This window comes from Stenotrophomonas maltophilia (genome assembly GCF_013464915.1).
GTDB lineage: Bacteria > Pseudomonadota > Gammaproteobacteria > Xanthomonadales > Xanthomonadaceae > Stenotrophomonas > Stenotrophomonas maltophilia_AT.
This window is the reverse complement of sequence record NZ_RAVT01000054.1, coordinates 1-25,947: the sequence shown is the minus strand read 5'-3', so window position 1 is coordinate 25,947 and position 25,947 is coordinate 1. Positions and strand designations below refer to the sequence as shown.

Genomic DNA, 25,947 nt, shown 5'->3' with positions numbered 1-25,947 from the left:
GCCACCGCGATGACCGTCCTGAACAGCCAGCTGCAACCGGGCAGCGAAACGTTTGAAGCCAACCGCGCGGCCATGCAGGCCGTGGTCGATGACCTGCATGCCACGCTTGCCCGCACCGCACTGGGCGGCAACGAGGCGGCACGCGCCAAGCACACCGCACGCGGCAAGCTGCTGGTGCGCGACCGCATCGACGCCCTGCTCGACCCGGGCAGCGCCTTCCTGGAAATCGCGCCGCTGGCCGCGCATGGCATGTATGAAGACGCCGTGCCTGCCGCGGGCGTGGTGGCCGGCATCGGCCGCGTAAGCGGCGTGGAATGCGTGATCGTGGCCAACGATGCCACGGTCAAGGGCGGTACCTACTATCCGATGACCGTGAAGAAGCACCTGCGCGCGCAGGAGATCGCCGAGCAGAACCACCTGCCGTGCATCTACCTGGTCGATTCCGGCGGCGCCTTCCTGCCACTGCAGGACGAGGTGTTCCCCGACCGCGATCACTTTGGTCGCATCTTCTACAACCAGGCCAACCTGTCCGCGCAGGGCATCCCGCAGATCGCCTGCGTGATGGGCAGCTGCACCGCCGGTGGCGCCTATGTGCCGGCGATGAGCGATGAGACCGTGATCGTGCGCGAGCAGGGCACGATCTTCCTCGGCGGCCCGCCGCTGGTGAAGGCGGCCACCGGCGAAGTGGTGACCGCCGAGGAACTGGGCGGCGCCGACGTGCACACGCGCATTTCCGGCGTGGCCGACCACATGGCGGACAACGATCTGCAGGCACTGGCCCGGGTGCGCGCGATCATCGCCCAGCTCAACTGGCGCAAGCCGGAACCGGCGATGGCGATGCAGGCCAGCGAAGAACCGCTGCTGCCGGCGCATGAACTGTACGGGGTGATCCCGGCCGATACGCGCAAGCCCTATGACGTGCGCGAAGTGATCGCACGCCTGGTCGATGGCTCGCGCTTCGACGAGTTCAAGCCGCGTTACGGCGCGACGCTGGTGACCGGCTTCGCGCATCTGAACGGCTACCCGATCGGCATCATCGCCAACAACGGCATCCTGTTCTCCGAATCGGCCCTGAAGGGCGCGCATTTCATCGAGCTGTGCACCCAACGCAACATCCCGCTGGTATTCCTGCAGAACATCACCGGCTTCATGGTCGGCCGCAAGTACGAACAGGGTGGCATCGCCAAGGACGGGGCCAAACTGGTGATGGCGGTGGCCTGCGCCAGGGTGCCCAAGTTCACCGTGGTGATCGGTGGTTCGTTCGGTGCCGGCAACTACGGCATGTGCGGCCGCGCGTACTCGCCGAACTTCCTGTGGATGTGGCCGAACGCGCGCATCGGCGTGATGGGCGGCGAGCAGGCGGCCAGCGTGCTGGCCACGGTCAAGCGCGATGGCATCGAAGCCAAGGGCGGCCAGTGGCCGGCAGCGGAAGAGGATGCGTTCAAGGCACCGATCCGCGAGCAGTTCGAGCAGCAGGGTCATCCTTACTATGCCAGCGCGCGCCTGTGGGACGACGGTGTGATCGATCCGGCCGACACCCGCCGGGTGCTCGCCCTCGCCCTGTCGGCCAGCCTCAACGCCGCCCCGCAGCAGACGCGCTTCGGCGTGTTCCGCATGTAATCCATGCCATGACCGAGCACGCTCCCATGAAGCCCGTTGCCATGTTCACCAAGATCCTGATCGCCAACCGCGGCGAGATCGCCTGCCGCGTCATCGCCACCTGCCGCCGCCTCGGCATCGCCACCGTGGCGGTGTATTCCGATGCCGACCGCAACGCGCGCCACGTCCGGCTGGCCGACGAAGCCATCCACATCGGCCCGGCCGCCGCGCGTGAGAGCTACCTGCGCGGCGATGCGCTGCTCGACGCCGCACGCGCGACCGGCGCGCAGGCCATCCACCCCGGCTACGGCTTCCTGTCCGAGAACGCCGATTTCGCCGACGCCTGCGCCGCCGCCGGCATCACCTTCATCGGCCCACCGGCCAGCGCCATCCGCGCGATGGGCGACAAGAGCGCGGCCAAGGCCTTGATGGCCAAGGCTGGTGTGCCGCTGACTCCGGGTTACCACGGCGACCAGCAGGCACCGGACTTCCTGCGCGCGCAGGCTGATGGCATCGGCTACCCGGTGCTGATCAAGGCCAGCGCCGGCGGCGGTGGCAAGGGCATGCGCAAGGTCGAGCGCAGCGAGGACTTCGTCGATGCGCTGGCCAGCTGCCAGCGCGAAGCGGCCTCGGCGTTCGGCAACAACCACGTGCTGGTCGAAAAGTACGTCGAGCGCCCGCGCCACATCGAGATCCAGGTGTTCGGCGACAGCCACGGCGAGGCGGTGTACCTGTTCGAGCGCGACTGCTCGGTGCAGCGCCGCCACCAGAAGGTGCTGGAAGAGGCGCCGGCGCCGGGCATGAGCGCAGAACGTCGTGCTGCAATGGGCAAGGCGGCAGTCGATGCCGCGCGCGCGGTGGGCTACGTCGGTGCCGGCACGGTGGAGTTCATCGCCGGCCCGGACGGCGATTTCTACTTCATGGAAATGAACACCCGCCTGCAGGTCGAGCACCCGGTGACCGAGTACATCACCGGCACCGACCTGGTGGAGTGGCAGCTGCGCGTGGCCTCGGGCCAGCCGCTGCCGCTGCGCCAGGAACAGCTGGCGATCCACGGCCACGCCATCGAAGCGCGCCTGTATGCCGAAGATGCCGACCGGGGCTTCCTGCCCTCCACCGGCACCCTGCGCCGCCTGCGCCTGCCGACCCCGTCGGCCCATGTGCGCGTGGATACCGGCGTGGAGGAAGGCGACAGCATCACCCCGTACTACGACCCGATGATCGCCAAGCTGATCGTCTGGGACGTGGACCGCGAGGCCGCACTGCGCCGCATGAGCCAGGCGCTGGCCGACTGCCAGGTGGTGGGCGTGACCACCAATGCCGGCTTCCTGCGCCGCCTGGTGAACACTGATTCGTTCGCGCACGCCAAGCTGGACACCGCGCTTATCGAGCGCGAGCAGGCGGCATTGAGTGCAGTGGGCGACACGGATGATGCCCTGTGGCAGCTGGCTGCGGTGGCTGCGGTTGCAAGCACGGGCAGCGCCAGCACCGACGCGCGCGATCCGCATTCGCCGTGGCAGGCCCAGGACGGCTGGCGCCTTGGCGCATCGGCACCGCGCGTGCTGCCGCTGCAGCAGGGCGAACGCAAGCACACGCTGAAGGTGTGGACGCAGATCGATGGCTGGCGCGTGCAGTGCGATGACGCCGCGCCGGTGCAGGTGCTTGGCACGGCCGATGCGCAGCATCTGACCGTGCTGCTGGGCGAGCGCCGCTGGTCGTTGCAGCTACTGCGCGAAGGCGACCAGCTGTATCTGTTCGGCGCCGATGGCCAGCACCGCTTCACCCTGCACGATCCGGTGGGCGAATCGGACCACGCCGTGGCCGATGCCGGCAGCCTGCTGGCGCCGATGCCGGGCAGGATCGTCGCGACACTGGTCGCGGCCGGCACCGAGGTCAAGCGCGGCACGCCGCTGGTGGTGCTGGAAGCGATGAAGATGGAGCACACCCTGCAGGCACCGGCAGACGGCACGGTGAAGGGCTACCGCGCCAAGGCCGGCGACCAGGTGGGTGATGGTGCGGTGCTGGTGGACTTCGAAGCGGCGTGACGTGGCAGAGGCCGCGCGGGGTCAGCCCGCGCGGTCTTCAAGGTTCCAGATCACGCCTGCCGGGTCCAGCTCGCTGGTGGTCATCTGCGAAGCGCGCCATCCGAAGCCGCAGACCGCGAGCACGCCCTCATTGATCGTATCGAGGCCCAGCGCGCGTTCAATCGGCTTTTCATTGATCGCTGCGGTGATGAAGGCACCGAGACCGGCATCGGTCGCCGCCAGGTACAGGGTCTGCGACAGGTGCCCCGCCTCCATCGCGACCACCCGATAGCTCTTGCCATGCTGGCGATACTTCCAGTACGTCCTGTTGAAACGCGGGGACAGGATGACCAGCACATGCGCATCGGCGAACCAGTGCTGCTGCCCGACCATGGACATCACGAAGTCGCGATCGATGGGCACCGGGCAGTCAACCGGCATCAACCCATGGCCCTGCGCTCGATAGAGGTACATGCCGGCGGCAAGCCCATCGACATTGCGCACCAGCACATAGGCTTCGACCGGATGCAGTCCACCGCCTGAAGGTACGTTCTTCTTCAGGAACACCAGATCATCGCCTTCGCGCTGGCATCCGGTACTGCCGAATGCACGTTGCAGCATCTGGCTCAACAGGGGCAGCGGCAGTGGCCGGGCGCTGTCGAAATTCCGGCACGTCACGCGCCGCGCAAGCAGTGCATCGAAATCGTTGGGTTGCATGGGTGGCAATGGCACCAGCCCTTCTTCCGTGGCTGCAGCATGCGAAGGCGGCGGGCCCAATGTCCTGCGCATCTGCGAGGCCGTTTCGATCTGCGATTCGCGCATGTTGCGCACAGCATCGACGTCCTCCCAGCGCGAGAAGGCATGCATTACCGCGGCCAATGGATGCCAGTGCGTCGCGCGCAACCGTTCATCCCGTGCGGCAGCATCGTCGTCCTGCCCCCGGGCCAGCACCAGGCCCGTGGCCATCAGCTGCTGCATCGCCGGCGAGCCGACCTGCCCTGCGTCAAGCGTAGTCCACGCACTTGGACTCACGCTGCCAAGCAATGCCTGGGCGGCAGCGTCGAGCAGAACCGGGGCATCCAGGTGCGGGGCCAGTGCTTCCCAGGCGAGCGTGCGCACCAGGCCATCGCCGCCACGCAGCAGGCCCTCAAGTTCAAACCGGATCTGCTCGGTGGGCTGTACCACCACGATCGCGCAACGCCTGACATCCATCGAATCAATCATCCTTCATCGTGAACCCACGTTATCGAACCGCTACGGAATTCCTTTACATTCCAGTTCCGCACGCTCAAGAAGCGCTTCGCCGGGCCGACATCACCTCTGCCTCTCGACACTCCATGGATCCACGACACAATGCCCACGTTGACGCTTTCGCTGCCGGTTGCCAAAACTCTGGTTCACCGCCTCGCCACCGATGACACCTTCCGCCAGCTCTTCGCCAGCGACACTGCCGCCGCGATCCTGCTGGCCGGACACGTTCCGTCCGATCCCGCCGAACTCCAGCAGTTCGTCCAGGATTGCTGCAAGAACATCTGCCTGGCGGAGAAGGACGTCATCGCACAGGCCGAAGACCAGATCATCGCCATGCTGACCAGTGGTACCGGCTACTCGGTGCCGATGCTCGAGGATGGCTACGGCGCGCCGCGCACGCTGCGCTGAGCCACCACCGGGTCGGTGCCGGCAGCGCCTGCCGGCCCCGCCGTAAGCTTCCGCACGTCCACAACGTTGAGTGCCTGCAGGCAGAAACTGCACTGCGCTTCGGCGTACGCCAGCCCGGGACGATCACGCAACCAGCGGGTCTGCTGCTGGGCGACATCGACCAGGCCGGCTTCCAGTGCCAGCTCGCGCACCGCCAACCGCACCTGCAGGCGGGGCTGCGTCTTCAACAGCGGCACCAGCAGGTCCAACGCTGGCCGGGGCTGACCTTCATGCTGCATCAGCCGCGCAGCCAGCAATGCGATGTATTGCCGCAGCACGCTGCTGTCGGGACGTTCCCGCAGCAGCTTCATCCTTGCCTGCACCGCTCTGGCCGGTGCCGCGTCACCCAACCGCAATGCCAGCAGGGCTGCCGCGTGTGCCGCCACCAGGCGATCCACCGTCTCAACGGCCGGTTCGCCGCTCAGCCCGGCGAACGGCGCAGTGGCTGCCGCCCGCGCGACAGCGAGCGCGTTGGATCTCCTGCCAGCCGTCATGTAGGCAACGGCAAGGGGCATATCGAAGTTGTATCGATCCATGCCCTGGCGCTGCCCGGCGTGCACCCGCCCCTGCTCGGCACGCCTGATCGCGCCCTCGATATCGCCCTGGTCCAGCGCAATCGTCGTCGCGAAATTGCCGGCGTGGAAATTGTCCGGAGCAATGCGCGCCAGCAGTGCATTGGCCTTTCCGAACTGACCGCGCGCGGCGGCCACTGATGCCTGGCGCATCAGTGCCCCCTCCCAGCCATTGCTGGCAGCACGGCTGAACGCGATGTCAGCCTCGGCATAGCGCTCGCTCGCCAGCAACGCACGGCCGTACTGGTCCTGCGCGATCTCCGGGAGGTCGACCCTGCTCTGCGCAACCCGCCCGGAAAGCACCAGGGCCTCGGCAAAACGGTTTTCGTGGAACAGGTTCAGGCCGGCGTTGTAGCTTGCGGGCATGTAATCCGGATACAGCTCGGCCATGCGCGCCCAACCGTCGGTGGCGCGATCCGGATCGCGGATCTGCAGCATCCAGTTCTGCACGTACAGGCGCTCGCGTGGCGTCAGGTGTGCCGAGCGACGGCGCGCCTCCTCCAGCAGGCGCGCGGCTTCGTGGTAGTTCATCGTGGCAAAGCGGCAACGGCTCTGGCCCAGCCAGGCCAGCGCAAAATCAGCATCGACCTGCAGCGCCTGCTCGTAGAACGCCATCGCACCGGTGAAGTCTCCGCGGCTGTAGCGCTTCTGGCCCAGCGCAAACGCGCGCAATGCGTCCATGCTGCCCGTGGTCACCTCCGGCAGCGCCTGGCTGTCGCGCTGGATCAGCGTCGCCTCTTCGCCGAGGCGATCGCGCAGCTGGCGGGAAACATCGTCCACCGCGGCCAGCACCGCACCGGCCTTGGCATCGGCCGATACCACGGCCAGGGTACGCAGGGTCGACGGTTCGACCACTTCCACACTGAATCGGGTGCGGCCGCCGATGTGGGTCGCCGATGGCACGAACAACAGGCGTGCGCCGGTGCGCACTGCCACGGCGGCGGCATCGGCACGCTCGCGGACGCCACCTTCCAGCGGCTTGCGCATCATTTCCAGGGTGCGGCCGACGCGATCGTCGCTGACCACGTTGACGTAGCGGGACTGCTCGAGGCTGATCCGGAATGCCTGGTCCAGTGCATCGTCCAGCAACGGATTGCCGGTCAGGTTGCGCAGCCCGCCCAGCACCACCCAGTCGCGTTCGGCGAAGGCGATGGCCGGCTGCGGCCGGGTCAGCAGCCAGACCCCGAGCACGGCGGCCAGCAGTACAGCGGCCTGCGCCGCCATCGCCAGCGGACGGCGCCACAACGGCAGATCGCGCTGGGCCTTGGCCGTGTGCCGCAGCCGTCCCGGCGTCGGCATGTCCGCCGCCTGCACGCCAAAGACCTCGGCAGGCTGGCTGACACCCTTGAAGCGCCAGCGCCCGAACGACCGCCACTGCAGGCCTTCGGCAGTGGCTCCCAACGCTGCGCTGGAGCGACGCACGATCGATTCGGCCACCGCCGACAGCAGGATCTGCCCCGGCTGCGCCAGCTGCATCAGGCGCGCCGCCATCGGCTTGGCCAGCCCTTCGACCTCGATCGCCTTGGCGCCCGCCCGCACCGCCTCGGCGCTGTTTTCCCAGGTCAGCACATCGCCGACGTGCAGCCCGGCCCGCGCCTGCAGGCGGATCTCGCGTGCCTGCCCGAGCGGCTGCAGCCCACGCTGGTAATCCAATGCGAAGCCAAGCGCATCGATCGGGCGCTCGAACAGCATGAACAACCCGTCTGAGCGATCGATCAGCTGGCCATTCCAGCGCTGCTGCAGCGCCAGCACCAGCCGGTCGTGTTCCTGGAACAGTTCGGCGGCAGCGACATCGCCGATGCGTTCGACCAGCAGCAGCGAGTCACACAGGTCGGTGAACAGCAGGGCGCGCAGTTGCTGGTTGTGCGGCGCCGACGTTCCGTTGTCGCCATTCATCGCCTCTGTCTCCCGATCTAGGGTGAGTCCACTGCGTCTGCCCAACGCAGGCAGTTGCCACCATCACGCTTGGCCTGGTACAGCGCACGGTCCGCGCTGGCGTACCACTCGCTCCAGCCCGCATCCGGGTCCAGCAGGCTGGCGCCGATGCTGACCAGGCTGACGTGCGGGGTGCCGTGGCTGCGTTCCAGCAGGCCGTGCACCGCGCTGAGAATGAACTCGGCCGCGTGCTGCACGATCTCATGATTTCCACGGCGAAGGATCAGGCAGAACTCGTCACCGCCGAGCCGGCAGGTCAGGTCCTGCTCACCGGCCATCGAGCGCAGGATGTTGCCCATGCTCTGCAGCACCCGATCGCCGGCCTGGTGGCCATGGCGGTCATTGATCTGCTTGAAGCGGTCGCAGTCGATCAGCAGCAGCGCCTGCGGCAGCCCACTGCCATCGGCGCGGCATTCCTGCAGGTACAGGGTGAGGCCACGGCGGTTGTGCAGTCCGGTCAGTTCATCGGTACGCACCAGCTCACGGGTGTGGGTCAGCTGGTGGGTGGTGATGTACAGGTTGTCCAGCGCGGTTTCCAGGTCATGGTTGCGCCGGCGCAGCTGGCTGATCAGGGCCTGTTCGTTGGTCAGCACGCGCATGATCGTGCGGCGCAGGAAGTAGGCGACCAGGCCCGGATCGGATTCGACCAGGCGATGGAAGTCGGCGGGCCCCAGCTCAAGCACCTCGCAGTCCACCAGGGCGCGCGCACTGGCGCTGCGCGGGTGATCACCCACCAGCAGGCCCAGCTCACCGAAGAACTCCTGCTGCCCGAGGGTCTTGATCACCAGGTCCTCGCCGAAGTCCAGTTCGATCTGGCCTTCCAGGATCACATACATGCGCTCGCCACGATGCCCGCGCTGGAACAGCCACTGTCCGGCATGAAGCTTGCATGGGCGGGCAAATCTGGCGAACAATGCGACCTCGGCATCGGACAGCAGCGCATGCACGATCTCGGCCATCGCCACCCGGGCGATACCTGACGTCACATCACTGTTCTCGGCCGCACCCCTGCCGGTCATTCCCTGCACCCGCCGCCAGCGTCCCCTGGTGAGCCGCGGAGCATAGCACCGCTTTAAAATGTGCGCCCTATCTCATTTTGAGCGTTCTGGTCCACTTTCCCGATGTGAAGGCGCGCGGTGGCCGTTCCGCCCGCCACGGTCGAGGGAAAAGTCGTTCCGGATCAATCTGATGGCCACCTTCACAGGGTTTCGGCCAAGTTGCCGGGCTGTGGGGTGCGCCGGATTGACGCTGCATGCGTTCATCGCGTTTCCATCGATACAACAACGCCGGCAGGTCCCCCGACCGGCCGGCGTTGTCTGGCCCTTCCCTGGCCACCCTGATCGTATTTCGAGGCTTCGGTAGAGCCGGCCGCTGGCCGGCTTCCCTGCAATGCCCGGAAGATCACATGGTCGCCGGCCAGCGGCCGGCACTACCGCATCACGCGGCGCGTTCGCTGCGCCCGCCGTGGAACTGCTCTTCCTCGGTGGAGCCGGTCAGTGCGGTGGTCGAGGACTGGCCCTGCTGGATCGCCTGGGTCACTGCATCGAAGTAGCCGGTGCCGACCTCGCGCTGGTGCTTGACCGCGGTGAAGCCACGCTCGGCCGCTTCGAACTCGGCCTCCTGCAGTTCCACGAAGGCGCTCATCTGGCGGCGTGCATAGCCATGGGCCAGGTTGAACATGCCGTAGTTCAGCGCGTGGAAGCCGGCCAGGGTGATGAACTGGAACTTGTAGCCGTAGCTGCCCAGTTCGCGCTGGAACTTCGCAATGGTCGCGTCGTCCAGGTTCTTCTTCCAGTTGAAGCTGGGCGAGCAGTTGTAGGCCAGCAGCTTGCCGGGGAACTTCGCATGGATCGCCTCGGCGAACTTGCGGGCGAACTCCAGGTCCGGCTTGCCGGTCTCGCACCACACCAGGTCGGCATAGGGCGCGTAGGCCAGGCCGCGGCTGATCGCCTGGTCCAGGCCATTGCGGGTCTTGTAGAAGCCTTCCACGGTGCGCTCGCCGGTGGCGAACGGCTTGTCGTTGCCGTCGATGTCGCTGGTCAGCAGGTCGGCGGCTTCGGCGTCGGTACGCGCCACCAGCAGGGTCGGCACGCCCAGCACGTCGGCCGCCAGGCGCGCGGCGTTGAGCTTCTCGATCGCCTCGCGGGTCGGCACCAGCACCTTGCCGCCCATGTGGCCGCACTTCTTCACCGAGGCCAGCTGGTCCTCGAAATGCACGCCGGCGGCGCCGGCCTCGATCATCGCCTTCATCAGCTCGAACGCGTTGAGCACGCCGCCGAAACCGGCCTCGGCATCGGCCACGATCGGCTGCAGGAAGTCGATATCGTCCTTGCCTTCGGCGTGGTGCAGCTGGTCGGCGCGCAGCAGGGTGTTGTTGATGCGCTTGACCACCGCCGGCACCGAATCGGCCGGGTACAGCGACTGGTCCGGATACATCTGGCCGGCCAGGTTGGCGTCGGCCGCCACCTGCCAACCGGACAGGTAGATGGCCTTCAGGCCGGCCTTGACCTGCTGCATGGCCTGGTTGCCGGTCAGCGCACCCAGCGCGTTGACGAACTCGCGCTCGTGCAGCGACGCCCACAGCTTTTCCGCGCCCAGGCGGGCCAGCGAGTGCTCGATGTGGACGGTGCCGCGCAGGCGCACCACGTCGGCGGCGCTGTAGTTGCGCTGGATGCCTTCCCAGCGCGGGTTGGTATCCCAGTCGTGCTGGATCTGTTCGGCAGTGGGCAGCTTGCTCATGTCTTTCTCCAGTTCGGTTCGTGCGTGCAGCGGGGAGGGAAGCGACGGCGGTACGCGGACGCGCGATCAGTCAATGCGTGCGTAGGCCGGCAGGGTCAGGAAATCGGTCAGTTCGTTGCTGCGGCTCAGTTCGGCCAGCAGCGCGATGGCCTCGCCGATGCGGGCGCCACCGGGCAGTGCACGCGTTTCGCCCAGCCGCGCCGGCAGCTGCGCCAGCGTGGCGTCGAGCAGGGCCAGGTCGATCGCGGTGCCATCGTCGAGCTGCTGCCCCGGCGTGTGCAGCCACTGCCACAGCTGGCTGCGGCTGATCTCGGCGGTGGCCGCGTCCTCCATCAGGTGATGGATCGGCACGCAGCCGTTGCCATCCAGCCACGCCGCCAGGTAGCGCACGCAGACTTCCACGTTGCCCTCGAAACCGGCGCGGGTGATGGTGCCCGGCGGCCGCGCGATCAGTTCATCGCGGCCAGCACGCACATCCTGGCGCAGCACGCTGTGCTGGTTCGGGCCGGGCATGTGCTCGTCGAAGATCGCCATCGCCACCGGAATCAGCGCCGGGTGCGCGACCCAGGTGCCGTCATGGCCGGCACTGACTTCGCGCAGCTTGTCGGCACGCACCCGAGCCATCGCCTGTTCGTTGGCGGCGGCATCGTTGTTGATCGGAATCTGCGCGGCCATGCCGCCCATCGCATGCGCACCGCGACGATGGCAGGTCTGGATCAGCAGTTCCGAATAGGCCTTCAGGAACGGCTGGGTCATGGTCACCTGGCCACGCTCGGGCAGCACGCGATCCGCATGGCGGCGGAAGGTCTTCAGGTACGAGAAGATGTAGTCCCAGCGCCCGCAGTTCAGGCCGACGATGCGATCACGCAGCGCGTGCAGGATCTCGTCCATCTCGAACACCGCCGGCAGCGTTTCGATCAGCACGGTCACCTTGATCTGGCCATGCGGCAGGCCGAGCATGCCCTCGATGTGCGACAGCGCGGTCTCCCACAGCGCCGCCTCTTCCATGCTCTGCAGCTTGGGCAGGTAGAAGTACGGGCCGCGGTCCTTGGCCTGCAGGGTGCGGGCGTTGTGGAAGGCGAACACTGCCGCGTCGAACAGGCCACCGGCCAGCGGCTGGCCGTCGATGGCCACGTGCTTTTCGTCCAGGTGCCAGCCACGTGGGCGCACGATCAGGACCGCCTGTTCGTCATACGGGCGCAGGGTGTAGTGCTTGCCATTGGCGGCGGTGAATTCCAGATCACCACGCACCGCCGCCGCCAGCGACTGCTGACCGGCCAGCAGGTTGCGCCAGGTGGGCGAGGTCGAATCCTCGAAGTCGGCCATGAACACCTTGGCGCCCGAGTTCAGCGCGTTGATGACCATCTTCGGGTCGGTCGGGCCGGTGATCTCGACGCGGCGGTCCTGCAGCGCGGCCGGCAGCGGCGCGACGGTCCAGTCGCCGCTGCGGATGGCGGCAGTGTCTTCGCGGAAATCCGGCAGGCCGCCCTGGTCGAAGAACGCCTGGCGCTCGCGGCGGGCCTGCAGCCGTGCCTGCCTGCCCGGTTCCACCGCACGGTGCAGCGACACCAGCAGGGCCAGCAGTGGCGCCGGCAGCACAGTGTCCTGGCCGGCCACGCGGGTCGCCAGGGCGATGCCGGGGGTGGCCTTGCTGGCAGGGGTGGGAACAGCGGAAGCGACGGCGGACATGGGGCGACTCCAGCGGTGGGGGAACGTCTCCACGGTGCCGCTGGGACTGAGTATTTGGCAAAACAGTTTTTGCAATGCTCTACATAAATTGTGCTAATACTTGTGACGCCATGACCACGCGCCCTTCGCCAAGTCCTCGTTTTTCCTACAAATCCGACCGGTTGAAGCCGCTGCGCGCGTTCTGCCAGACGGTGCGCCTGGGCTCGGTCTCACGTGCGGCTGAGGCGCTTTTCGTCAGCCAGCCGGCCATCAGCCTGCAGCTGCAAGCGCTGGAGCGTGAGCTGGGGGTACCCCTGTTCGAGCGCAGCGGGCGCCGCCTGGTGCCCAGCCGCGAGGGCCAGGTGCTGTATGAAATGGCGCAGCCACTGGTGGAGAACCTGGATGGGCTGGAGGCGCGCTTCCGCGACAAGGTGCGCGGTCTGGACGCGGGTGAGCTGAACATCGCCGCCAACAGCTCGACCATCCTGTACCTGCTGCCGAAGATCGTCGAACGCTTCCGCCTGCACCACCCGGACGTGCGCCTGACCCTGCACAACGCGATCAGTGCCGATGGCACCGACCTGCTGCGCGAGGACGCGGCCGACCTGGCCATCGGTTCGATGACCGATGTGCCAGCCGACCTGAGCTACGCCCCGGCCTACCGTTTCGAACAGGTGCTGATCGCCCCGCATGACCATCCACTGGCCAGCGGCGGCGAGCTGGAGCTGGCCGACATCGCGCGCTACCCGCTGGTGCTGCCGCCGAAGCGGCAGATCACCTACCGGCTGGTGGACCAGGTGTTCCAGCGCCACCGCATTGCCTACACGGTGGCGCTGGAGGTGGGCGGCTGGGAGGTGATCAAGCAGTACGTGGCGATGGGCATGGGCATTTCCATCGTGCCGGCGCTGTGCCTGAACGAGGCCGACCGCGAGCGGCTGGCGGCGCGTTCGATGAAGCGCTGGTTCCCGGAACGCAGTTATGGGGTGATCGTGCGGCGTGGCAAGGCGTTGTCGGCGCAGGCGCGGGCGTTCATCGAGCTGATCCAGCCGGAGTTGTTCAGCCCGCGCGATTACGACCAGAGCGGGCATTCGGAGCGGTGAGGGGTGTTCGGCAGGGCTGCGCCCTGCACCTGCCGAAGCCGAAGCAACGTCAACGTCAACGTCAAAAGCTGGCATTCGGCGGGGCGGTGTAGGCGGGCAGGACACGCCGTAAACCCCGCTCCGCGGTCCGGCCCAGCCGCTGGCGGCTGTGCGTTCGGGCGCTTGCGAAGCAGTGCTTCGCAAGCAAAGCGCCCTCACCCMTGGGGGCTCGATGGCGCCATCCATGGCGCCAACGGTCCTGCCMACCCACACCGCCCCGCCTCTGACAGATTCCCGCGATCTGTCGGGGTCGGATCCCGTTGCTGCGCAACGGGCTCTGACCCCATTTCCGGCTGACGATGAATAAACTGGCGCCATGTCCATCGAACTCCGCCACCTGCGTTACTTCCTTGCCGTCGCCGATACGCTGCACTTCGGCCAGGCGGCCGAGCGGCTGGGCATGTCGCAGCCGCCACTCAGCCAGCAGATCCGGCAGCTGGAAGAACTGATCGGGGCGCGCCTGTTCGTGCGCAGCCATCGTCGCGTGCAGCTGACCCCCGCCGGCGAGCTGCTGCAGGAACGTGCGCGCGCCATCGTGCAGCAGGTGGAAACGGCGGTGGACGAGGTGCAGCGTGCACAGCGCGGTGAGCAGGGTGAACTGCACATCGGCCTGACCCGCGCCACGCCGCTGTCGCCGCAGATTCCGCGTTCGATCCTGCACTACCGCCAGCGGTATCCGCAGGTGCGGCTGCAGCTGAGCGAGATGAACACCCTGCAGCAGATCGATGCGCTGCTCGATGGCAGCCTGGACGTGGGCATCATCCGCAAGCGCGCGCTGCCAGCGGAACTGGTGGCGCACAGCCTGTTCGTCGATCCGCTGGCGTTGATCGTGCATGCCGACCATCCTGCCCTGCGCAGACTGTCGAAGCAGGGCACGTTGTCGCTGCGCGACTTCGCGCAGGAGCCGTTCGTGGCGTTCCGCCGCAGTGCCGGTGCGGGCATCCACGACCACATGATCGCGTTGTGTGCGGCGGCCGGATTCACGCCGCGCATCGTGCAGGAAGCCGGTGAGGCATCGACATTGATCAGTCTTGCGGCTGCCGGTCTCGGCGCGGCGATCCTGCCGTCGTCCTGTGATCACATCCGGGTGGAAGGCGCGCGCTTCGTCGCGCTGGCCGATGCCGGTGCGCATTCGGAAGTGCAGCTGGCGTGGCACCACGAACGGGTAACGCCGTTGATCCGCAACTTCTCCACGCTGCTGCGCGAAGCGTTCGCCGGTAGAGTCGACTGTTAGTCGACTGCTCTTCCATCAGAATTCAAAAACCCCGCGCTGCGCGCGATAGTCGACTAACAGTCGACTCTACCGAGGCAAGCGCAACTCCACAGGTTCACGCCGTCACCGGCTGCGGCGCACGCTGCTGCAGCGCCCAGACGATGCCACCGCCGATCAGGGTCAGCACGGCCGCGAACGCACAAACGCCCAGCCAGTCCCAGGCTGCATAGGCCAGGCCACCGACACCGCCGAGCACACTGGATCCCAGGTAATAGGCGAACAGGTACAGCGCCGAGGCTTCCGCACGCATCGTACCGGCGCGGCTGCCGACCCAGCTGCTGGCCACCGAGTGGCCGCCGAAGAAGCCGAAGGTCACCAGTGCGATCCCCAGCGCCATCGTGCTCAGCCACGGCATCGCCAGCAGCGCGATGCCGGCGCCGATCAGCGTGAACGAGATCGACAGGATGCGGCCGCGGCCGTAGCGCGTGGCCTGCTGGCCCATCCACGCCGAACTGAAGGTGCCCACCAGATAGACGCTGAAGATCAGCCCGACCACGGTCTGGCTGAGGTGATAGGGCGGCGCCAGCAGGTGATAGCCCAGGTAGTTGTAGAGAGTGACGAACACGCCCATCAGCACGAACGAGGTGGCGAACAGCCACGGCAGGCCCGGATCGGCGAACAGCGTGCGCCAGCGCGCCGGCAACTGGCGCAGGCCATCGCGGCGCGCACTGAAATGGCGCGACGGCGGCAGCTGCAGCCACAGCAGCACGGTGCTGGCGATGGCGATGATCGAGACCACGCCGATCCCCCAGCGCCAGCCCCAGTGGTCGGCGATGATGCCGGCCAGCAGGCGCCCGCTCATGCCACCGATGGCGTTGCCGCCGATGTACAGGCCCATCGCCAGGCCCAGCGCGCGGCTGTCCATTTCCTCGACCAGGTAGGTCATCGCCACTGCCGGTACGCCGCTCAGCGCCAGGCCGAGCAGGGTGCGCAGCACCAGCAGTGTGGTCCAGTCGTCCACCAGTGCGGTGCACAGCGACAAGGTTGCCGATGCCAGCAGCGCGGCGATCATCAACGGACGGCGCCCGATCGCATCGGACAACAGGCCGGCCAGCAGCATCGCCACCGCCAACGTGCCCGTGGTCAACGACAACGACATCGCGCTGCCGGCGGCGGACACGCCGAAGTGACGACTGAACTCGGGCAGCAGCGGCTGCACCGTGTACAGCAGGCCGAAGGTGGAGAAGCCGGCCAGGAACAGCGCCAGCGCGGTGCGGCGGAAGGCCGGCGTGCCCTGCTGGATGCGGGTCTCGGCGCCGGAATCGGCAGTGTGGGGGCGGCGTTCGGCGGCCGCCGCGGTTTCGCCAGTCATGGGATCGATGGGCCGGTGGGGCGGCCGGGCGTGGGAGGGAACAGGCCTAGACTAGGCCCGCCCATCCAGTCGATCCATAACCTGATAGGTCATGATCGATACGTCTGACGTATCGATTCAGCTTAGAGGCGCTGCCACTCGAAGCCGTCGCCACGGCGGTAGTACACCGCCACCGCCCGGCCGTAGACCTTGTCGGCGTCGACGAAGCCGAAGAAGCGGCCATCGAAGCTGTTGCCGCGGTGGTCGCCCAGCACCAGCACCTTGCCGGCCGGCACCACCAGATCGGCGATGTCCGGACCACCGCCCATGTCCAGGTCGAGACGGGCACGACGCTCACCGAAGGCTTCCACGTCCTGCAGGTCGGCGATCTGCAGCGGCTGGCCATTGATGCTCAGGTGTCCCTCGCGCATCTGCACGTGGTCACCCGCCACCGCCGCCACGCGCTTGATCAGCCGGGTGCCATCGGCCGGCGAATCGAACACCGCCACCTCGCCGCGTTGCGGGGTACCGGTCGCCATCAGTTCCTTGCTGGTGAAGGGCAGGCGCAGGCCGTAGGCGCGCATGTCCACCACCACCCGGTCACCGGGCTGCAGGGTCGGCTGCATCGAGCCGCTGGGCACGACGTAGTGGTTGGCCAGGGTATCGCGGGCGGCGGCCAACAGGCCGAGCATCACCAGCAGCGGCAACGCCTCCTTCTTCAGCCAGGCCAGCGCGCGTTCGGAAAAGGGAGGGCGGGCAACAGCATCCATGACAGGCTCCGGGTGGTTGGTAGCGGTATCAGACCACATGCAGACCGAAGAGGTTCCCGCGCCGGCGTCCWGTAGAGCCGAGCCCACGCTCGGCTTGCGCTTCGCGCTTCGGTTACCCACAGCCGMGCGTGGGCTCGGCTCTACAGGAAGGGTTACGCAGGTTTTACGCCCCGGCCCGGCCGCGGGCATCGCACCTTTACGGGCAGCACGCGCATCGTGTGCCCACCGCGCCACAGGGCGCATTCCGCAAGGTGTTGTATGACCCTCCTGGTGATCCGCCACGCGTCTTCGTCGGCGCCGCGCCCGCAGCTGCCGGCGCAGCTGGCCGGCCATCGCGTGCTGTGCAGCGACTGCGCCAGCCTGTCCGAAGTACGCCAGTGCCTGTGCCAGCCGCAGGCGCGCTCGGCCGACTGGGTACTGCTGGATGTCGGCGCCGCCGACGAGGCGCAATGGCAGGCCGAAGGTGGCGCGCTGCAGGCGGCGCTGGAACGGCTGCCGGCGCAGTACATAGAGCTGCAGGCCCCCAGCGAGCCCGGCCTGGATGCACGCCTGCGCCTGCAGCATGGCCCCGCCGCGGTGGTGGTGGACCAGCGCAGCCAGCAGGCCGGTTACCCGCTGTCGCTGGCCATCGTCGGTCGCCGCCTGGCACAGGAGGGCTGAGCCATGTCGATCTTCATCATCCGTGGCCCGGAAGCCGCCGGTGCGTTGATTCGTACCGCCATGCCGCTGCCGGCACCGGTCCTGAAGTCACTGGTGCATCGTGCGATCGACGCCGGCACCAGCGTGGCGATCCGTGCCTGTGGTTCGGAGCAGGAACTGCTGGATGCCCTGCGCGTGGCCGATCACAGCCGCGGCGAGGTGACCCTGCTTGACCCGGGTGCGTGTGCCAACAGCCTGCGCCTGCAGCGTCTGCTGCCCTATCTGCACAACGCGTACGTGGAAGTGCATGACGACGGCGCGGTGGCCGAGCCGTGCCTGCCGGCCGGTGTCGGCCAGCGACTGGGCATTGCTGCCGGGTATGGCGCGCAGAGCTATGTGCTGGCGCTGGACATCGCGCTGGATCACCTGGGGCTGGCCGAACAGGCAAACCGCGTGCACGTGGGGACGTAACGCTGTTTCTTGTAGAGCCGAGCCCATGCTCGGTGCCTTTCCAGGAAACATCAGCCGAGCATGGGCTCGGCTCTACAGAAGAACGTCGAGCATGCCTCGACGCTACAGAAAGAAAAACGGCGGGGTTGCCCCCGCCGTTTTCTGTTTCTTACTTCAGCCCGCGGAACTTCAGCAGCGGTTCCACCGACGGGTCCTTGCCGCGGAAATCGCGGTACAGGGTCGACAGCTCCACGCTGTTGCCACGCGAGAGGATCTTGTCGCGGAATTCCTGGCCGTTGGCGGCGGTCAGGCCACCGTGTTCGGTGAACCACTGGTAGGCGTCATGATCCAGCACTTCGGCCCAGAAGTAGGCGTAGTAACCGGCCGAGTAACCGCCACCCCAGATGTGGTCGAAGTAGGTGGTGCGGTAACGCGGTGGCACCTGCGGCAGATCGACCTTGAACTTCTTCAGCGCGCTGGCTTCAAAGGCACCGACATCCTGCAGCGGCGCGTCGGCCTTCTGCGTGTGCCAGGCCAGGTCCAGCAGTGCGGCCGACAGGTACTCGGTGGTCGCATAGCCCTGGTTGAAGCTGCGTGCCTTGAGGATCTTGTCGACCAGTTCCTGCGGCATCGCCTCGCCGGTCTTGTAGTGCTTGGCGTAGTTGGCGAACACCTTCGGGTCCAGCGCCCAGTGCTCGTTGAACTGCGACGGGAACTCGACGAAGTCGCGCGAGGTGGCAGTGCCGGCGATCGACGGGTACTTCACGTTCGAGAACATGCCGTGCAGCGCATGGCCGAACTCATGGAACATGGTGGTGACGTCATCGAAGCTGATCAGCGCAGGCTGGCCGGCGGCCGGCTTGGTGAAGTTGCAGACGTTGTAGACCACCGGCTTGGCACCGGTCAGTCCGTCCTGTTCGACGAACACGTCCATCCAGGCGCCACCGGACTTGCTGTCACGCTTGAAGTAGTCGGTGTAGAACAGGGCCAGCGAGGTGCCGTCCTTGTCGAACACTTCGTACACCTTCATGTCCGGGTTGTAGGTCGGAATGTCGGTACGCGGCTTGAAGGTGATGCCGTACAGCTGGGTGGCGGCGTAGAAGACGCCGTTCTGCAGCACGTTGTCCAGTTCGAAGTACGGCTTGACCTGCGATTCGTCCAGATCGTACTTGGCCTTGCGCACCTGCTCGGCGTAGAAATCCCAGTCCGAGGCAGCGACCTGGAAGCCGCCCTTCTGCGCGTCGATCACCTTCTGGATCTCGCCGGCTTCGGCACGCGCCTTGGCGGTGGCGGCCGGCACGGTGTCGGTCAGCAGCTTCAGCGCAGCGGCCGGGGTCTTGGCCATCTGGTCGCCCAGCTGGTAGTCGGCGAAGGTGTCGAAGCCGAGCAGCTTGGCCTTCTGCGCACGCAGCTGGGCCAGGCGCTGCACGGTCTGCCGGGTGTCATTGGCATCGCCGCGCTCGGCGCGGGTTTCCGAGGCCTTCAGCACGGCGGCACGCTGGTCGCGGTCGCTCAGCGAGCCGAGCACCGGCTGCTGGGTGGTGTTCTGCAGCGGCAGCAGGAACTTGCCATCCAGCTTGCGCTCCTTGGCAGCCGCCGCAGCGTTGTTGATCGCATCCTCGTCCAGGCCGGCCAGCTTGGCCTTGTCGTCGACGACCACGGCAGCAGCAGCGGTGGCGGCCACCAGGCGGGTGTGGAACTGGGTGGAGAGGGTGGTCTCTTCCACGTTGAGCTTGCGCAGCGAGGCCTTGTCGGCGTCGGACAGCTGCGCGCCAGCGCGCACCAGGCCGTCGTAGTAATGCTCGACCAGGCGCTTCTGCACCGGGTCCAGTTCCAGCGTTTCGCGCTGGTCATAGATCGACTTCACGCGCGCGAACAGCTTCGGGTCGAGATTGATCTCGTCCTGGTGCGCGGCCAGCTTCGGCGCCACTTCTTCCTGGATCTTCTGGCGCGCGTCGTTGGTATCGGCCTGGACCAGGCCGAAGAAGATGCGCGACACGCGGTTCAGGGTCTCGCCGCTGCGCTCCATCGCCACGATGGTGTTGTCGAAGGTGGCCGGCTCGCTGCTGTCGGCGATCTTGCGCACGTCGGCCAGGTGCTGGCGCATGCCTTCCTCGAAGGCCGGCAGGTAGTCGCTGTCCTTGATCTTGTCGAACTGCGGCGCCTGGAACGGCAGCGTACTCGCGCTCAGCAGCGGATTGGTGGAGGCTTCGGCCGGCTGCTGGGCCGGGGCTTTCTGGGCATCGGACACGGGGGTGGACTCCTTGCCGGAACAGGCCGCCAGCGCCAGGCTGATGGCGGCGGCCAGGACTACGGTACGCGACATGTAAAACGCTCCTTGGGCAGACGGTATGGAATACCAGCCCTCCACCCTACTCCTGTCGCGCTCGCCCGGCATGTGCCGGACGTGGCGTCTATGCAGGCCCTGCCGGCGGGTTCAGACCGTACCGCGGGTCTTGCCGATCCAGGGCCGGTAGAACTCGCGGATGGCGGCCATGTCGGCGGCGTCATCACCGGTCGGCGTGAACAGCGGGCCGATGCCGATGGTCTTTTCCGGGTAGTGGAAGTATGCGGCCAGGATCGGCACGTCGGCCATCCGGGCAATTTTCAGGAAACCGGCCTTCCAGTCCTTCACCGCCTTGCGGGTGCCCTCGGGCGTGATGGCGAACCACATCTTCTCGTTGTTGCGCAGCAGGTCCACCGCCTGGCCCACCGTTCCCTGCGGCGAGCTGCGGTCCAGCGGGATCACGCCCAGCTTGTGCAGCAGCGGGCCCAGCGGCCACCAGAACAGCGAGGCCTTGCCCAGCACCTTCACCTTCATGCCCAGCGCGATCTTGGCCGCCATGCCCCACAGGCCGTCCCAGTTTGACGAGTGCGGGGCGATGATGAAGACCAGCCGCGGGATGTCAGGCAGGGTGCCGGTCACCTTCCAGCCCCCCATGCGCAGGGTGCAGCGCGCCAGCCAGCGCAGGAAGGCGTTGGGTTTGACCTGTGGCATCTGCGGCGGCACGGCCGGCAGCAGCGGAGTCGGGTTGTTCAAGCAATCACTCCCAGTCACGTGATGAGCGCCCGCGCTTGATCTGCGCGCGCCCGCGTTTGGCGTCCAGACGACGCAGTTTCGACCCGAGGGTCGGCTTGGTGGCCTTGCGCGGTTTGGGCACGCTCAGCCCGGCCTGGATGAAGGCCGCCAGCCGCTCGCGCGCATCCTCGCGATTGCGATCCTGGGTGCGGAAACGTTGCGCGTCGATGACCAGCACGCCTTCGCCGGTCATGCGCCGGTCACGCCGCGCCAGCAGGCGCGTGCGCAACGGTTCGGGCAACGAGGGCGAGTTGGCCACATCGAAACGCAGTTCCACCGCGGTGGAGACCTTGTTGACGTTCTGGCCACCGGCACCGCTGGCACGCACGAACCGCTCGACGATCTCGCCGTCGGGGATTTCAAGCTGCGCGCTGATGGTGACCGGTCCACTGCCCATCCGCGCATTGTAGCGGCAGCCACGCACCGGAGTGCGACATCGCGCGCCGTATGCCGCCGATCAGGTACCGAACACGCCGCCTTCGCCTTGGCTGCGGGTATGCTGGCCGTCCCATGTACCGCAGGAAGCTTCGCATGACCCGCTTCGTACCCGCCCTGCCGTCCCTGCTGCGCCGCGCCGCCCTGCTGCTGGCGCTGGCCGTGGCCGGTGTCCCCGCCTTGGCCGCACCGCCGACCGACGGCGACATCAACCGCCTGCTGTCCGCGTCACGTGCGCAGAGCATGATCGACACCATGCTGCCGCAGATCGAGGCGATGCAGCAGCAGCAGTTCCAGCAGGTGGCCGCACAGCGCCAGCTCAATGCCCAGCAGCAGGAACAGCTGAAGCGGATCCAGGCGCGGACCAGCCAGACCCTGCGCCAGGCCCTGTCGTGGCAGCAGCTGCGGCCGATGTACGTGGACCTGTACAAGAAGACCTTCAGCAAGGAAGACGTGCTGGCGATGGCCGAGTTCTACGAGAGCGCGGCCGGCCAGAGCCTGCTGGACAAGACCCCGGCGCTGATGCAGAACGTGATGGTGGCGATCCAGGCCCGCATGCAGCCGCTGTTTGCGGACCTGCAGAAGGACCTGGAAGCGATCGTCAACGAGCCGGAAAAGAAATGAGGTAGTGCCGGCCGCTGGCCGGCTCCCCATTACATCTGGAATCGCGCAGATGCCGGCCAGCGGCCGGCACTACCGTCAATCGGTATCCACCTGCCAGCCGAACAGGTCCAGCGCCTTCTGGAACTCGCGGTCCAGCGGCGCACGCACATCCACCGCGCCACCGTCCGGATGCGGGAAGCGCAGGCGCTCGGCGTGCAGCAGCATGCGATGCACGCCCTGCATGCGGAAGATGCGGTTGTGGCGGCCATCACCGTGGCTGGTGTCGCCGATCATGTGATGCGACAGGTGCTTGAGGTGCCGGCGGATCTGCCGGAAGCGCCCGGTCTGTGGCTGGCAGCGCAGCAGCGCATAACGCGAGCTGGTGAACTCGCCGACCGGCACCGACAGCTCGCCGGTCGCCAGGCGCTGGAAGTCGGTGATGGCCGGCTTCTTCACCGGCTTGCCCGGGCCACCGTCCAGATCATGGTCCACCCGCCAGGACAGCTCGGCCGGCCAGCCACGGCAGACCGTCAGGTAGTCCTTCAACACCTCGCCACCCATCAGCGCCTTGCCCAGCGCACTGGCGGTATCGCGGTCGAAGGCCAGCAGCAGGCAGCCACTGGTGGCCCGGTCCAGGCGATGCACGAGGAAGATCGGGCGGCCCAGCTGCTCGCGCAGGCGGTCGGCCAGGAAGTCGTCTTCGCCACGGGCCAACTTGCTGTCGTGGACCATCAGCCCGGCAGGCTTGTTGACCACGGCCAGGCGTTCATCCAGGTGCAGCAGCTGCAGGGGCGCGGTGTCGGTCTCGACCGCGGCGAGGGTGTCAGGTTCGGTGCTCACGGCAGGATTATCGGGGCTGGGCATTGAATGGGGTAGAGCCGGCCGCKGGCCGGCTGCCATCCGGGCAATMGGATGGCTGCGGTTGCCGGCCAGCGGCCGGCACTACCGGATCAAGCGGGGCGGCACGTCGTTCAGGCGTTGCGTACGGCCAGCAGCTCGCCGTTGCCCACCGGCACCAGGCTTGTGCTGAAGTTCGCGTCAGCCTCCAGCAGCGCCCGCAGCGGTTCCATCTCTTCCGCGTGCGAGGTGGCGTTGTCCACCACCAGCAGGCCACCCGCACACAGCACGCGGCGCAGCTGCGGCCACCAGCCGGCGTACTGGCCGCGGTCCGAATCGAGGAACAGCAGATCGATGCTGGCATCGGCGGCCTGTGCCAACCACTGCCCGGCATCGCCGTGCACCAGCGTGATGTGCTCGGCCAGACCGCTGCGTGCGAAGTTCGCATGTGCCATCGCCGCCTTGTCTTCGGCAAACTCCAGCGTGGTCACGTGGCCATCGATGGCAGCGGCGGCTTCGGCCAGCCACAGCGTCGAGTATCCATTGGAGGTGCCGACCTCCAGTACCCTGCGCGCAGTGCCGAAGCGCACCAGCACGGAGAGGAATTCACCGGTCTCCGGCGTGATGTTGAGCATGCGGCGGCCGCGTTCGGTTTCAAGCGCGTCGTTGTCGGCGCCGAACCGTGCGAGTTCGTTCTTGAGCGCCTGCAGCACGGTAGCTACTTCCACCACGCGCGCGCCAGCGCCACCACGCCGACCACACCGGACAGCCAGCTCCACATCGGCAGGTCGCCCCAGTACCAGCCCGGCGGCTGCAGCACATACATCAGTGCGGCAATGGCGAGCAGGCCCACACCGGTGATCGCGCCCACGGCGCGCTTCTGCAGGCGCTGCAGGCTGGCGTCGAGCGCGACCAGATCGCGCGAACGCATCGCCAGTTCGTGGCGACCTTCCACCTGCTGGGTCAGCCAGGCGTGCACCAGGCGAGGCATGTCCGGCGCATGGGTCATGATTTCCGGCAGGCGCTTGCCGAGCTCGCGCACCACACGGCGCGGGCTGTAGCGCTCGCGCAGGATCTTTGCCAGTACCGGCTTGGCCACCGCCCAGATGTCGATCTGCGGGTCCAGCTGGCGGCCGACGCCCTCGATGTTCAGCAGGGTCTTCTGCAGCAGGATCAGCTGCGGCTGCAGGGTCAGCTGGTAGCGCTGCGCCACGCGGAACAGCTTCATCAGCACTTCGGCCAGCGAGATCTGCGACAGCGGGCGGGTGAAGTACGGCTCGCACACCGAGCGCACCGCCGCTTCAAGATCATCGATGCGTACGTGGTCGGGCATCCAGCGTGCCTGCACGTGCAGTTCGGCGATGCGGCGGTAATCCCGGTTGAAGATGGCCATGAAATTCTCGGCCAGGTAGTACTGATCTTCCTGCGAGAGCTGGCCCATGATACCGAAGTCCAGCGCGATGAAACGCGGATTGGCACGGCGCGATGGATCGGTGTCGACCCAGATGTTGCCGGCATGCGCATCGGCGTGGAAGAAGTTGTCGCGGAATACCTGGGTGTAGAACACCCGGACGCCCTTGGCAGCCAGCGCCTTGCGGTCGATGCCGGCCTTGTCCAGCGCAGCGATGTCGTCGGACGGAATGCCCCACACGCGCTCCAGCGTCAGCGCGCGCTCGGCGGTGTGGCTCCAGATCACTTCCGGCACGTACAGGTCGTCGCTGTTTTCCCAGAAGCGGCGCAGCACGCTGGCATTGGCGCCTTCGCGCTGCAGGTCCAGCTCGGCGGCCAGGGTGTTCTCGACTTCGGCCACCACCTCGCGCGGGCGGATCTTGTCGGCACGCGGGTGGGTGCGCTCGACCAGGGCGGCCAGCGAGTTGAGCAGGGCGATGTCGGCGTCGATCTGCTTCTCGATGCCCGGGCGCAGCACCTTGACCACCACCTGCCGGCCATCGGCCAGGGTGGCCGCGTGCACCTGCGCGATCGAGGCCGAGGCCAACGGCTCGGTGTCGAAGCTGGCGAAGGCCTCGCTGACCGGCAGGCCGAGCGCGTCCTCGACGATGCGGCGCGCGGTCTCGCCATCGAACGGTTTGACCCGGTCCTGCAGCAGGGTCAGTTCGTTGGCCACGTCCGGCGGCACCAGGTCGCGGCGGGTGGACAGGATCTGGCCGAACTTGACGAAGATCGGGCCGAGGTCCTGCAGCGCCAGACGCAGGCGGGCGCCGCGCGACTGCGACGCGATGCTGGCCGAAGCGCGCGGCACGAAGGGTTTGGCCAGGCGCAGCCAGCGCTCGGCCGGCGTGCCCTGAAGCAGATCGTCGAGGCGGTAACGCAGGATCACCCGGCCAATGCGGCTTGCCCGCAGCACGGCCTTCATGCGGCACCCCGCAGGCGCTGCACGCGCGCACCGAGGCGTTCGACGTCATCGCGCAGCACATCCACATCGTCGTGGAAGGCATCCAGTTCAGCGCGCGGTACCACGTCGCGCGACTCCTCGGTGATGAACTCGGCGGCGCTGTGGGCCAGGTCGATCGCCCCTTGGCGCGCATGCTGCAGGGCGCTGCGCAGGGTGTTGGCGACCTGCACGCCCAGCACTTCGCCGAACACGCTGACGAACGGCTGCTGCCAGTCCGGGTCGAAGCCCTTGGCCAGCTGCTGCAGGCGACGCGCCAGCTCGGCATCGCCGGCCACGCGCACGCGGCCCTTGCCGTTGTCGCCGCCGCGCCGCGCATTGGCCAGCAGCGGCAGTTGCGCGAGCACGCCGGCCAGGCTGCTGCGCACGGCCAGGTCGGCTTCCTGCGCGTCCACCGGGCCGACCCGCAGTGCATCACCGTCGACGCTGATGCGCATGGCCAGCGCAGGGGCTTCCAGGGTCAGGTCGATATGCCGGCCGTCGAGGCTGGCCAATGCATGGCGGGTATCCGGATCCAGCGCCAGTGCGCGGTTCAGGGCGATCTGCAGGGCGCGGCCAGCGACCGGCTTGAGGGACTTGAGCAGGGAAAGAGCCATGTGCGCATTCTACCTGCGTGGGTGGGGGGCTTGGGCCGGGCTGCCGCCCGGCACCCGCAGAGGCAACGGCAACAGCAATAGCCGAAGCAACAGCAACAACCGGCATTCCGTGGGTTGGCGGGGTGGGTCCGGTTGCGGGGGACGCCGTAAACCCGTCCTTGGGGGCTTGGCCGCGGCATCCATGCCGCGG

22 protein-coding genes are annotated in these 25,947 nt (G+C 67.4%); 8 read left to right on the top strand and 14 right to left on the bottom strand.

Annotation, left to right across the window (positions count from 1 at the left end; translation table 11 throughout):
- Positions 1-9 precede the first annotated feature (9 nt).
- Together D7T59_RS17910 and D7T59_RS17905 are read left to right on the top strand one after the other, a co-directional pair.
- On the top strand, positions 10-1,620 hold the full coding sequence (locus D7T59_RS17910; protein WP_180853070.1) for a carboxyl transferase domain-containing protein: 1,611 nt from the start codon (positions 10-12) through the stop codon (positions 1,618-1,620).
- An 8-nt stretch (positions 1,621-1,628) separates the two neighbouring features.
- Complete coding sequence (locus D7T59_RS17905) at positions 1,629-3,644, top strand: acetyl/propionyl/methylcrotonyl-CoA carboxylase subunit alpha (protein WP_407070873.1); 2,016 nt, start codon at positions 1,629-1,631, stop codon at positions 3,642-3,644.
- A gap of 21 nt (positions 3,645-3,665) precedes the next feature.
- Here the strand turns inward: D7T59_RS17905 and D7T59_RS17900 are convergent, their stop codons facing one another.
- Positions 3,666-4,835: a putative peptide maturation dehydrogenase gene (locus tag D7T59_RS17900; protein WP_180853072.1), complete on the bottom strand. Its 1,170-nt coding sequence runs from the start codon at positions 4,833-4,835 to the stop codon at positions 3,666-3,668.
- Positions 4,836-4,976: 141 nt separating this feature from the next.
- Between D7T59_RS17900 and D7T59_RS17895 the strand changes: the two genes are divergently transcribed.
- On the top strand, positions 4,977-5,282 hold the full coding sequence (locus tag D7T59_RS17895) for an NHLP-related RiPP peptide (RefSeq protein ID WP_180853073.1): 306 nt from the start codon (positions 4,977-4,979) through the stop codon (positions 5,280-5,282).
- On the opposite strand, the gene D7T59_RS17890 is transcribed toward D7T59_RS17895, so the two are convergent.
- The 4 genes from D7T59_RS17890 to aceB form a co-directional block, all read right to left on the bottom strand.
- Complete coding sequence (locus D7T59_RS17890) at positions 5,255-7,789, bottom strand: putative peptide modification system cyclase (protein ID WP_180853074.1); 2,535 nt, start codon at positions 7,787-7,789, stop codon at positions 5,255-5,257. The genes D7T59_RS17895 and D7T59_RS17890 overlap by 28 nt on opposite strands.
- Before the next feature lie 17 nt (positions 7,790-7,806).
- Entirely contained in the window at positions 7,807-8,847 is a 1,041-nt protein-coding gene (locus tag D7T59_RS17885; protein WP_099551553.1) for a GGDEF domain-containing protein, read from the bottom strand.
- Between the two features lie 418 nt (positions 8,848-9,265).
- A complete protein-coding gene (gene aceA / locus D7T59_RS17880) occupies positions 9,266-10,567 on the bottom strand; it encodes an isocitrate lyase (protein ID WP_004153647.1) in 1,302 nt (433 codons plus the stop codon).
- A 66-nt stretch (positions 10,568-10,633) separates the two neighbouring features.
- Positions 10,634-12,256, bottom strand: coding sequence for a malate synthase A (gene aceB, locus D7T59_RS17875; protein WP_180853075.1), 1,623 nt, complete (start codon positions 12,254-12,256; stop codon positions 10,634-10,636).
- 110 nt (positions 12,257-12,366) lie between these two features.
- On the opposite strand from aceB, the gene D7T59_RS17870 reads away from it, so the two are divergent.
- Positions 12,367-13,335: a LysR family transcriptional regulator gene (locus tag D7T59_RS17870; protein WP_180853076.1), complete on the top strand. Its 969-nt coding sequence runs from the start codon at positions 12,367-12,369 to the stop codon at positions 13,333-13,335.
- 355 nt (positions 13,336-13,690) lie between these two features.
- Complete coding sequence (locus D7T59_RS17865) at positions 13,691-14,608, top strand: LysR family transcriptional regulator (protein ID WP_180853077.1); 918 nt, start codon at positions 13,691-13,693, stop codon at positions 14,606-14,608.
- A 94-nt stretch (positions 14,609-14,702) separates the two neighbouring features.
- Here the strand turns inward: D7T59_RS17865 and D7T59_RS17860 are convergent, their stop codons facing one another.
- Positions 14,703-15,959 carry an MFS transporter gene (locus tag D7T59_RS17860; protein WP_180853078.1) on the bottom strand — a complete coding sequence of 419 codons (1,257 nt, stop codon included), beginning with the start codon at positions 15,957-15,959 and terminating at the stop codon, positions 14,703-14,705.
- A gap of 122 nt (positions 15,960-16,081) precedes the next feature.
- On the bottom strand, positions 16,082-16,708 hold the full coding sequence (gene lepB / locus D7T59_RS17855) for a signal peptidase I (protein WP_180853079.1): 627 nt from the start codon (positions 16,706-16,708) through the stop codon (positions 16,082-16,084).
- 258 nt (positions 16,709-16,966) lie between these two features.
- Here lepB and D7T59_RS17850 point away from each other — a divergent pair, with 258 nt between their 5' ends.
- Both D7T59_RS17850 and D7T59_RS17845 read left to right on the top strand, forming a co-directional pair.
- A complete protein-coding gene (locus D7T59_RS17850) occupies positions 16,967-17,368 on the top strand; it encodes a hypothetical protein (RefSeq protein WP_019661885.1) in 402 nt (133 codons plus the stop codon).
- A gap of 3 nt (positions 17,369-17,371) precedes the next feature.
- A complete protein-coding gene (locus tag D7T59_RS17845) occupies positions 17,372-17,818 on the top strand; it encodes a 3-dehydroquinate dehydratase (RefSeq protein ID WP_004153636.1) in 447 nt (148 codons plus the stop codon).
- A gap of 148 nt (positions 17,819-17,966) precedes the next feature.
- Here the strand turns inward: D7T59_RS17845 and dcp are convergent, their stop codons facing one another.
- From dcp to arfB, 3 genes are all read right to left on the bottom strand, one after another.
- Positions 17,967-20,123: a peptidyl-dipeptidase Dcp gene (dcp, locus tag D7T59_RS17840; protein WP_180853080.1), complete on the bottom strand. Its 2,157-nt coding sequence runs from the start codon at positions 20,121-20,123 to the stop codon at positions 17,967-17,969.
- Positions 20,124-20,234: 111 nt separating this feature from the next.
- Positions 20,235-20,837, bottom strand: a complete 603-nt coding sequence (locus D7T59_RS17835; protein ID WP_180853081.1) for a lysophospholipid acyltransferase family protein — start codon at positions 20,835-20,837, stop codon at positions 20,235-20,237.
- A 4-nt stretch (positions 20,838-20,841) separates the two neighbouring features.
- A complete protein-coding gene (gene arfB, locus D7T59_RS17830; RefSeq protein ID WP_032962216.1) occupies positions 20,842-21,273 on the bottom strand; it encodes an alternative ribosome rescue aminoacyl-tRNA hydrolase ArfB in 432 nt (143 codons plus the stop codon).
- 134 nt (positions 21,274-21,407) lie between these two features.
- On the opposite strand from arfB, the gene D7T59_RS17825 reads away from it, so the two are divergent.
- A complete protein-coding gene (locus tag D7T59_RS17825; RefSeq protein WP_180853082.1) occupies positions 21,408-21,935 on the top strand; it encodes a DUF2059 domain-containing protein in 528 nt (175 codons plus the stop codon).
- Between the two features lie 75 nt (positions 21,936-22,010).
- Here the strand turns inward: D7T59_RS17825 and D7T59_RS17820 are convergent, their stop codons facing one another.
- The 4 genes from D7T59_RS17820 to D7T59_RS17805 all read right to left on the bottom strand — a co-directional run bounded on the left by D7T59_RS17820 (position 22,011) and on the right by D7T59_RS17805 (position 25,757).
- Positions 22,011-22,754: a pseudouridine synthase gene (locus tag D7T59_RS17820; protein WP_180853083.1), complete on the bottom strand. Its 744-nt coding sequence runs from the start codon at positions 22,752-22,754 to the stop codon at positions 22,011-22,013.
- Between the two features lie 131 nt (positions 22,755-22,885).
- Positions 22,886-23,464: an O-methyltransferase gene (locus D7T59_RS17815; protein ID WP_164139100.1), complete on the bottom strand. Its 579-nt coding sequence runs from the start codon at positions 23,462-23,464 to the stop codon at positions 22,886-22,888.
- Positions 23,465-23,469: 5 nt separating this feature from the next.
- Positions 23,470-25,125 carry a ubiquinone biosynthesis regulatory protein kinase UbiB gene (ubiB, locus tag D7T59_RS17810; RefSeq protein WP_180853084.1) on the bottom strand — a complete coding sequence of 552 codons (1,656 nt, stop codon included), beginning with the start codon at positions 25,123-25,125 and terminating at the stop codon, positions 23,470-23,472.
- Positions 25,122-25,757, bottom strand: a complete 636-nt coding sequence (locus D7T59_RS17805) for a ubiquinone biosynthesis accessory factor UbiJ (protein WP_164139083.1) — start codon at positions 25,755-25,757, stop codon at positions 25,122-25,124. Before D7T59_RS17805 ends, ubiB begins: the two co-directional genes overlap by 4 nt.
- Positions 25,758-25,947: the final 190 nt, after the last annotated feature.

Bases quoted from the DNA above. Each gene is read 5' to 3' on its own strand.
- D7T59_RS17890 (WP_180853074.1), bottom strand. From the start codon at position 7,789: ATGAATGGCGACAACGGAACGTCGGCGCCGCACAACCAGCAACTGCGC.
- dcp (WP_180853080.1), bottom strand. From the start codon at position 20,123: ATGTCGCGTACCGTAGTCCTGGCCGCCGCCATCAGCCTGGCGCTGGCG.
- D7T59_RS17895 (WP_180853073.1), top strand. From the start codon at position 4,977: ATGCCCACGTTGACGCTTTCGCTGCCGGTTGCCAAAACTCTGGTTCAC.
- D7T59_RS17910 (WP_180853070.1), top strand. From the start codon at position 10: ATGACCGTCCTGAACAGCCAGCTGCAACCGGGCAGCGAAACGTTTGAA.
- D7T59_RS17860 (WP_180853078.1), bottom strand. From the start codon at position 15,959: ATGACTGGCGAAACCGCGGCGGCCGCCGAACGCCGCCCCCACACTGCC.
- D7T59_RS17905 (WP_407070873.1), top strand. From the start codon at position 1,629: ATGACCGAGCACGCTCCCATGAAGCCCGTTGCCATGTTCACCAAGATC.
- D7T59_RS17805 (WP_164139083.1), bottom strand. From the start codon at position 25,757: ATGGCTCTTTCCCTGCTCAAGTCCCTCAAGCCGGTCGCTGGCCGCGCC.
- D7T59_RS17865 (WP_180853077.1), top strand. From the start codon at position 13,691: ATGTCCATCGAACTCCGCCACCTGCGTTACTTCCTTGCCGTCGCCGAT.
- ubiB (WP_180853084.1), bottom strand. From the start codon at position 25,125: ATGAAGGCCGTGCTGCGGGCAAGCCGCATTGGCCGGGTGATCCTGCGT.
- D7T59_RS17870 (WP_180853076.1), top strand. From the start codon at position 12,367: ATGACCACGCGCCCTTCGCCAAGTCCTCGTTTTTCCTACAAATCCGAC.
- aceB (WP_180853075.1), bottom strand. From the start codon at position 12,256: ATGTCCGCCGTCGCTTCCGCTGTTCCCACCCCTGCCAGCAAGGCCACC.
- D7T59_RS17825 (WP_180853082.1), top strand. From the start codon at position 21,408: ATGACCCGCTTCGTACCCGCCCTGCCGTCCCTGCTGCGCCGCGCCGCC.
- D7T59_RS17885 (WP_099551553.1), bottom strand. From the start codon at position 8,847: ATGACCGGCAGGGGTGCGGCCGAGAACAGTGATGTGACGTCAGGTATC.
- aceA (WP_004153647.1), bottom strand. From the start codon at position 10,567: ATGAGCAAGCTGCCCACTGCCGAACAGATCCAGCACGACTGGGATACC.
- D7T59_RS17845 (WP_004153636.1), top strand. From the start codon at position 17,372: ATGTCGATCTTCATCATCCGTGGCCCGGAAGCCGCCGGTGCGTTGATT.
- lepB (WP_180853079.1), bottom strand. From the start codon at position 16,708: ATGGATGCTGTTGCCCGCCCTCCCTTTTCCGAACGCGCGCTGGCCTGG.
- D7T59_RS17850 (WP_019661885.1), top strand. From the start codon at position 16,967: ATGACCCTCCTGGTGATCCGCCACGCGTCTTCGTCGGCGCCGCGCCCG.
- arfB (WP_032962216.1), bottom strand. From the start codon at position 21,273: ATGGGCAGTGGACCGGTCACCATCAGCGCGCAGCTTGAAATCCCCGAC.
- D7T59_RS17900 (WP_180853072.1), bottom strand. From the start codon at position 4,835: ATGGATGTCAGGCGTTGCGCGATCGTGGTGGTACAGCCCACCGAGCAG.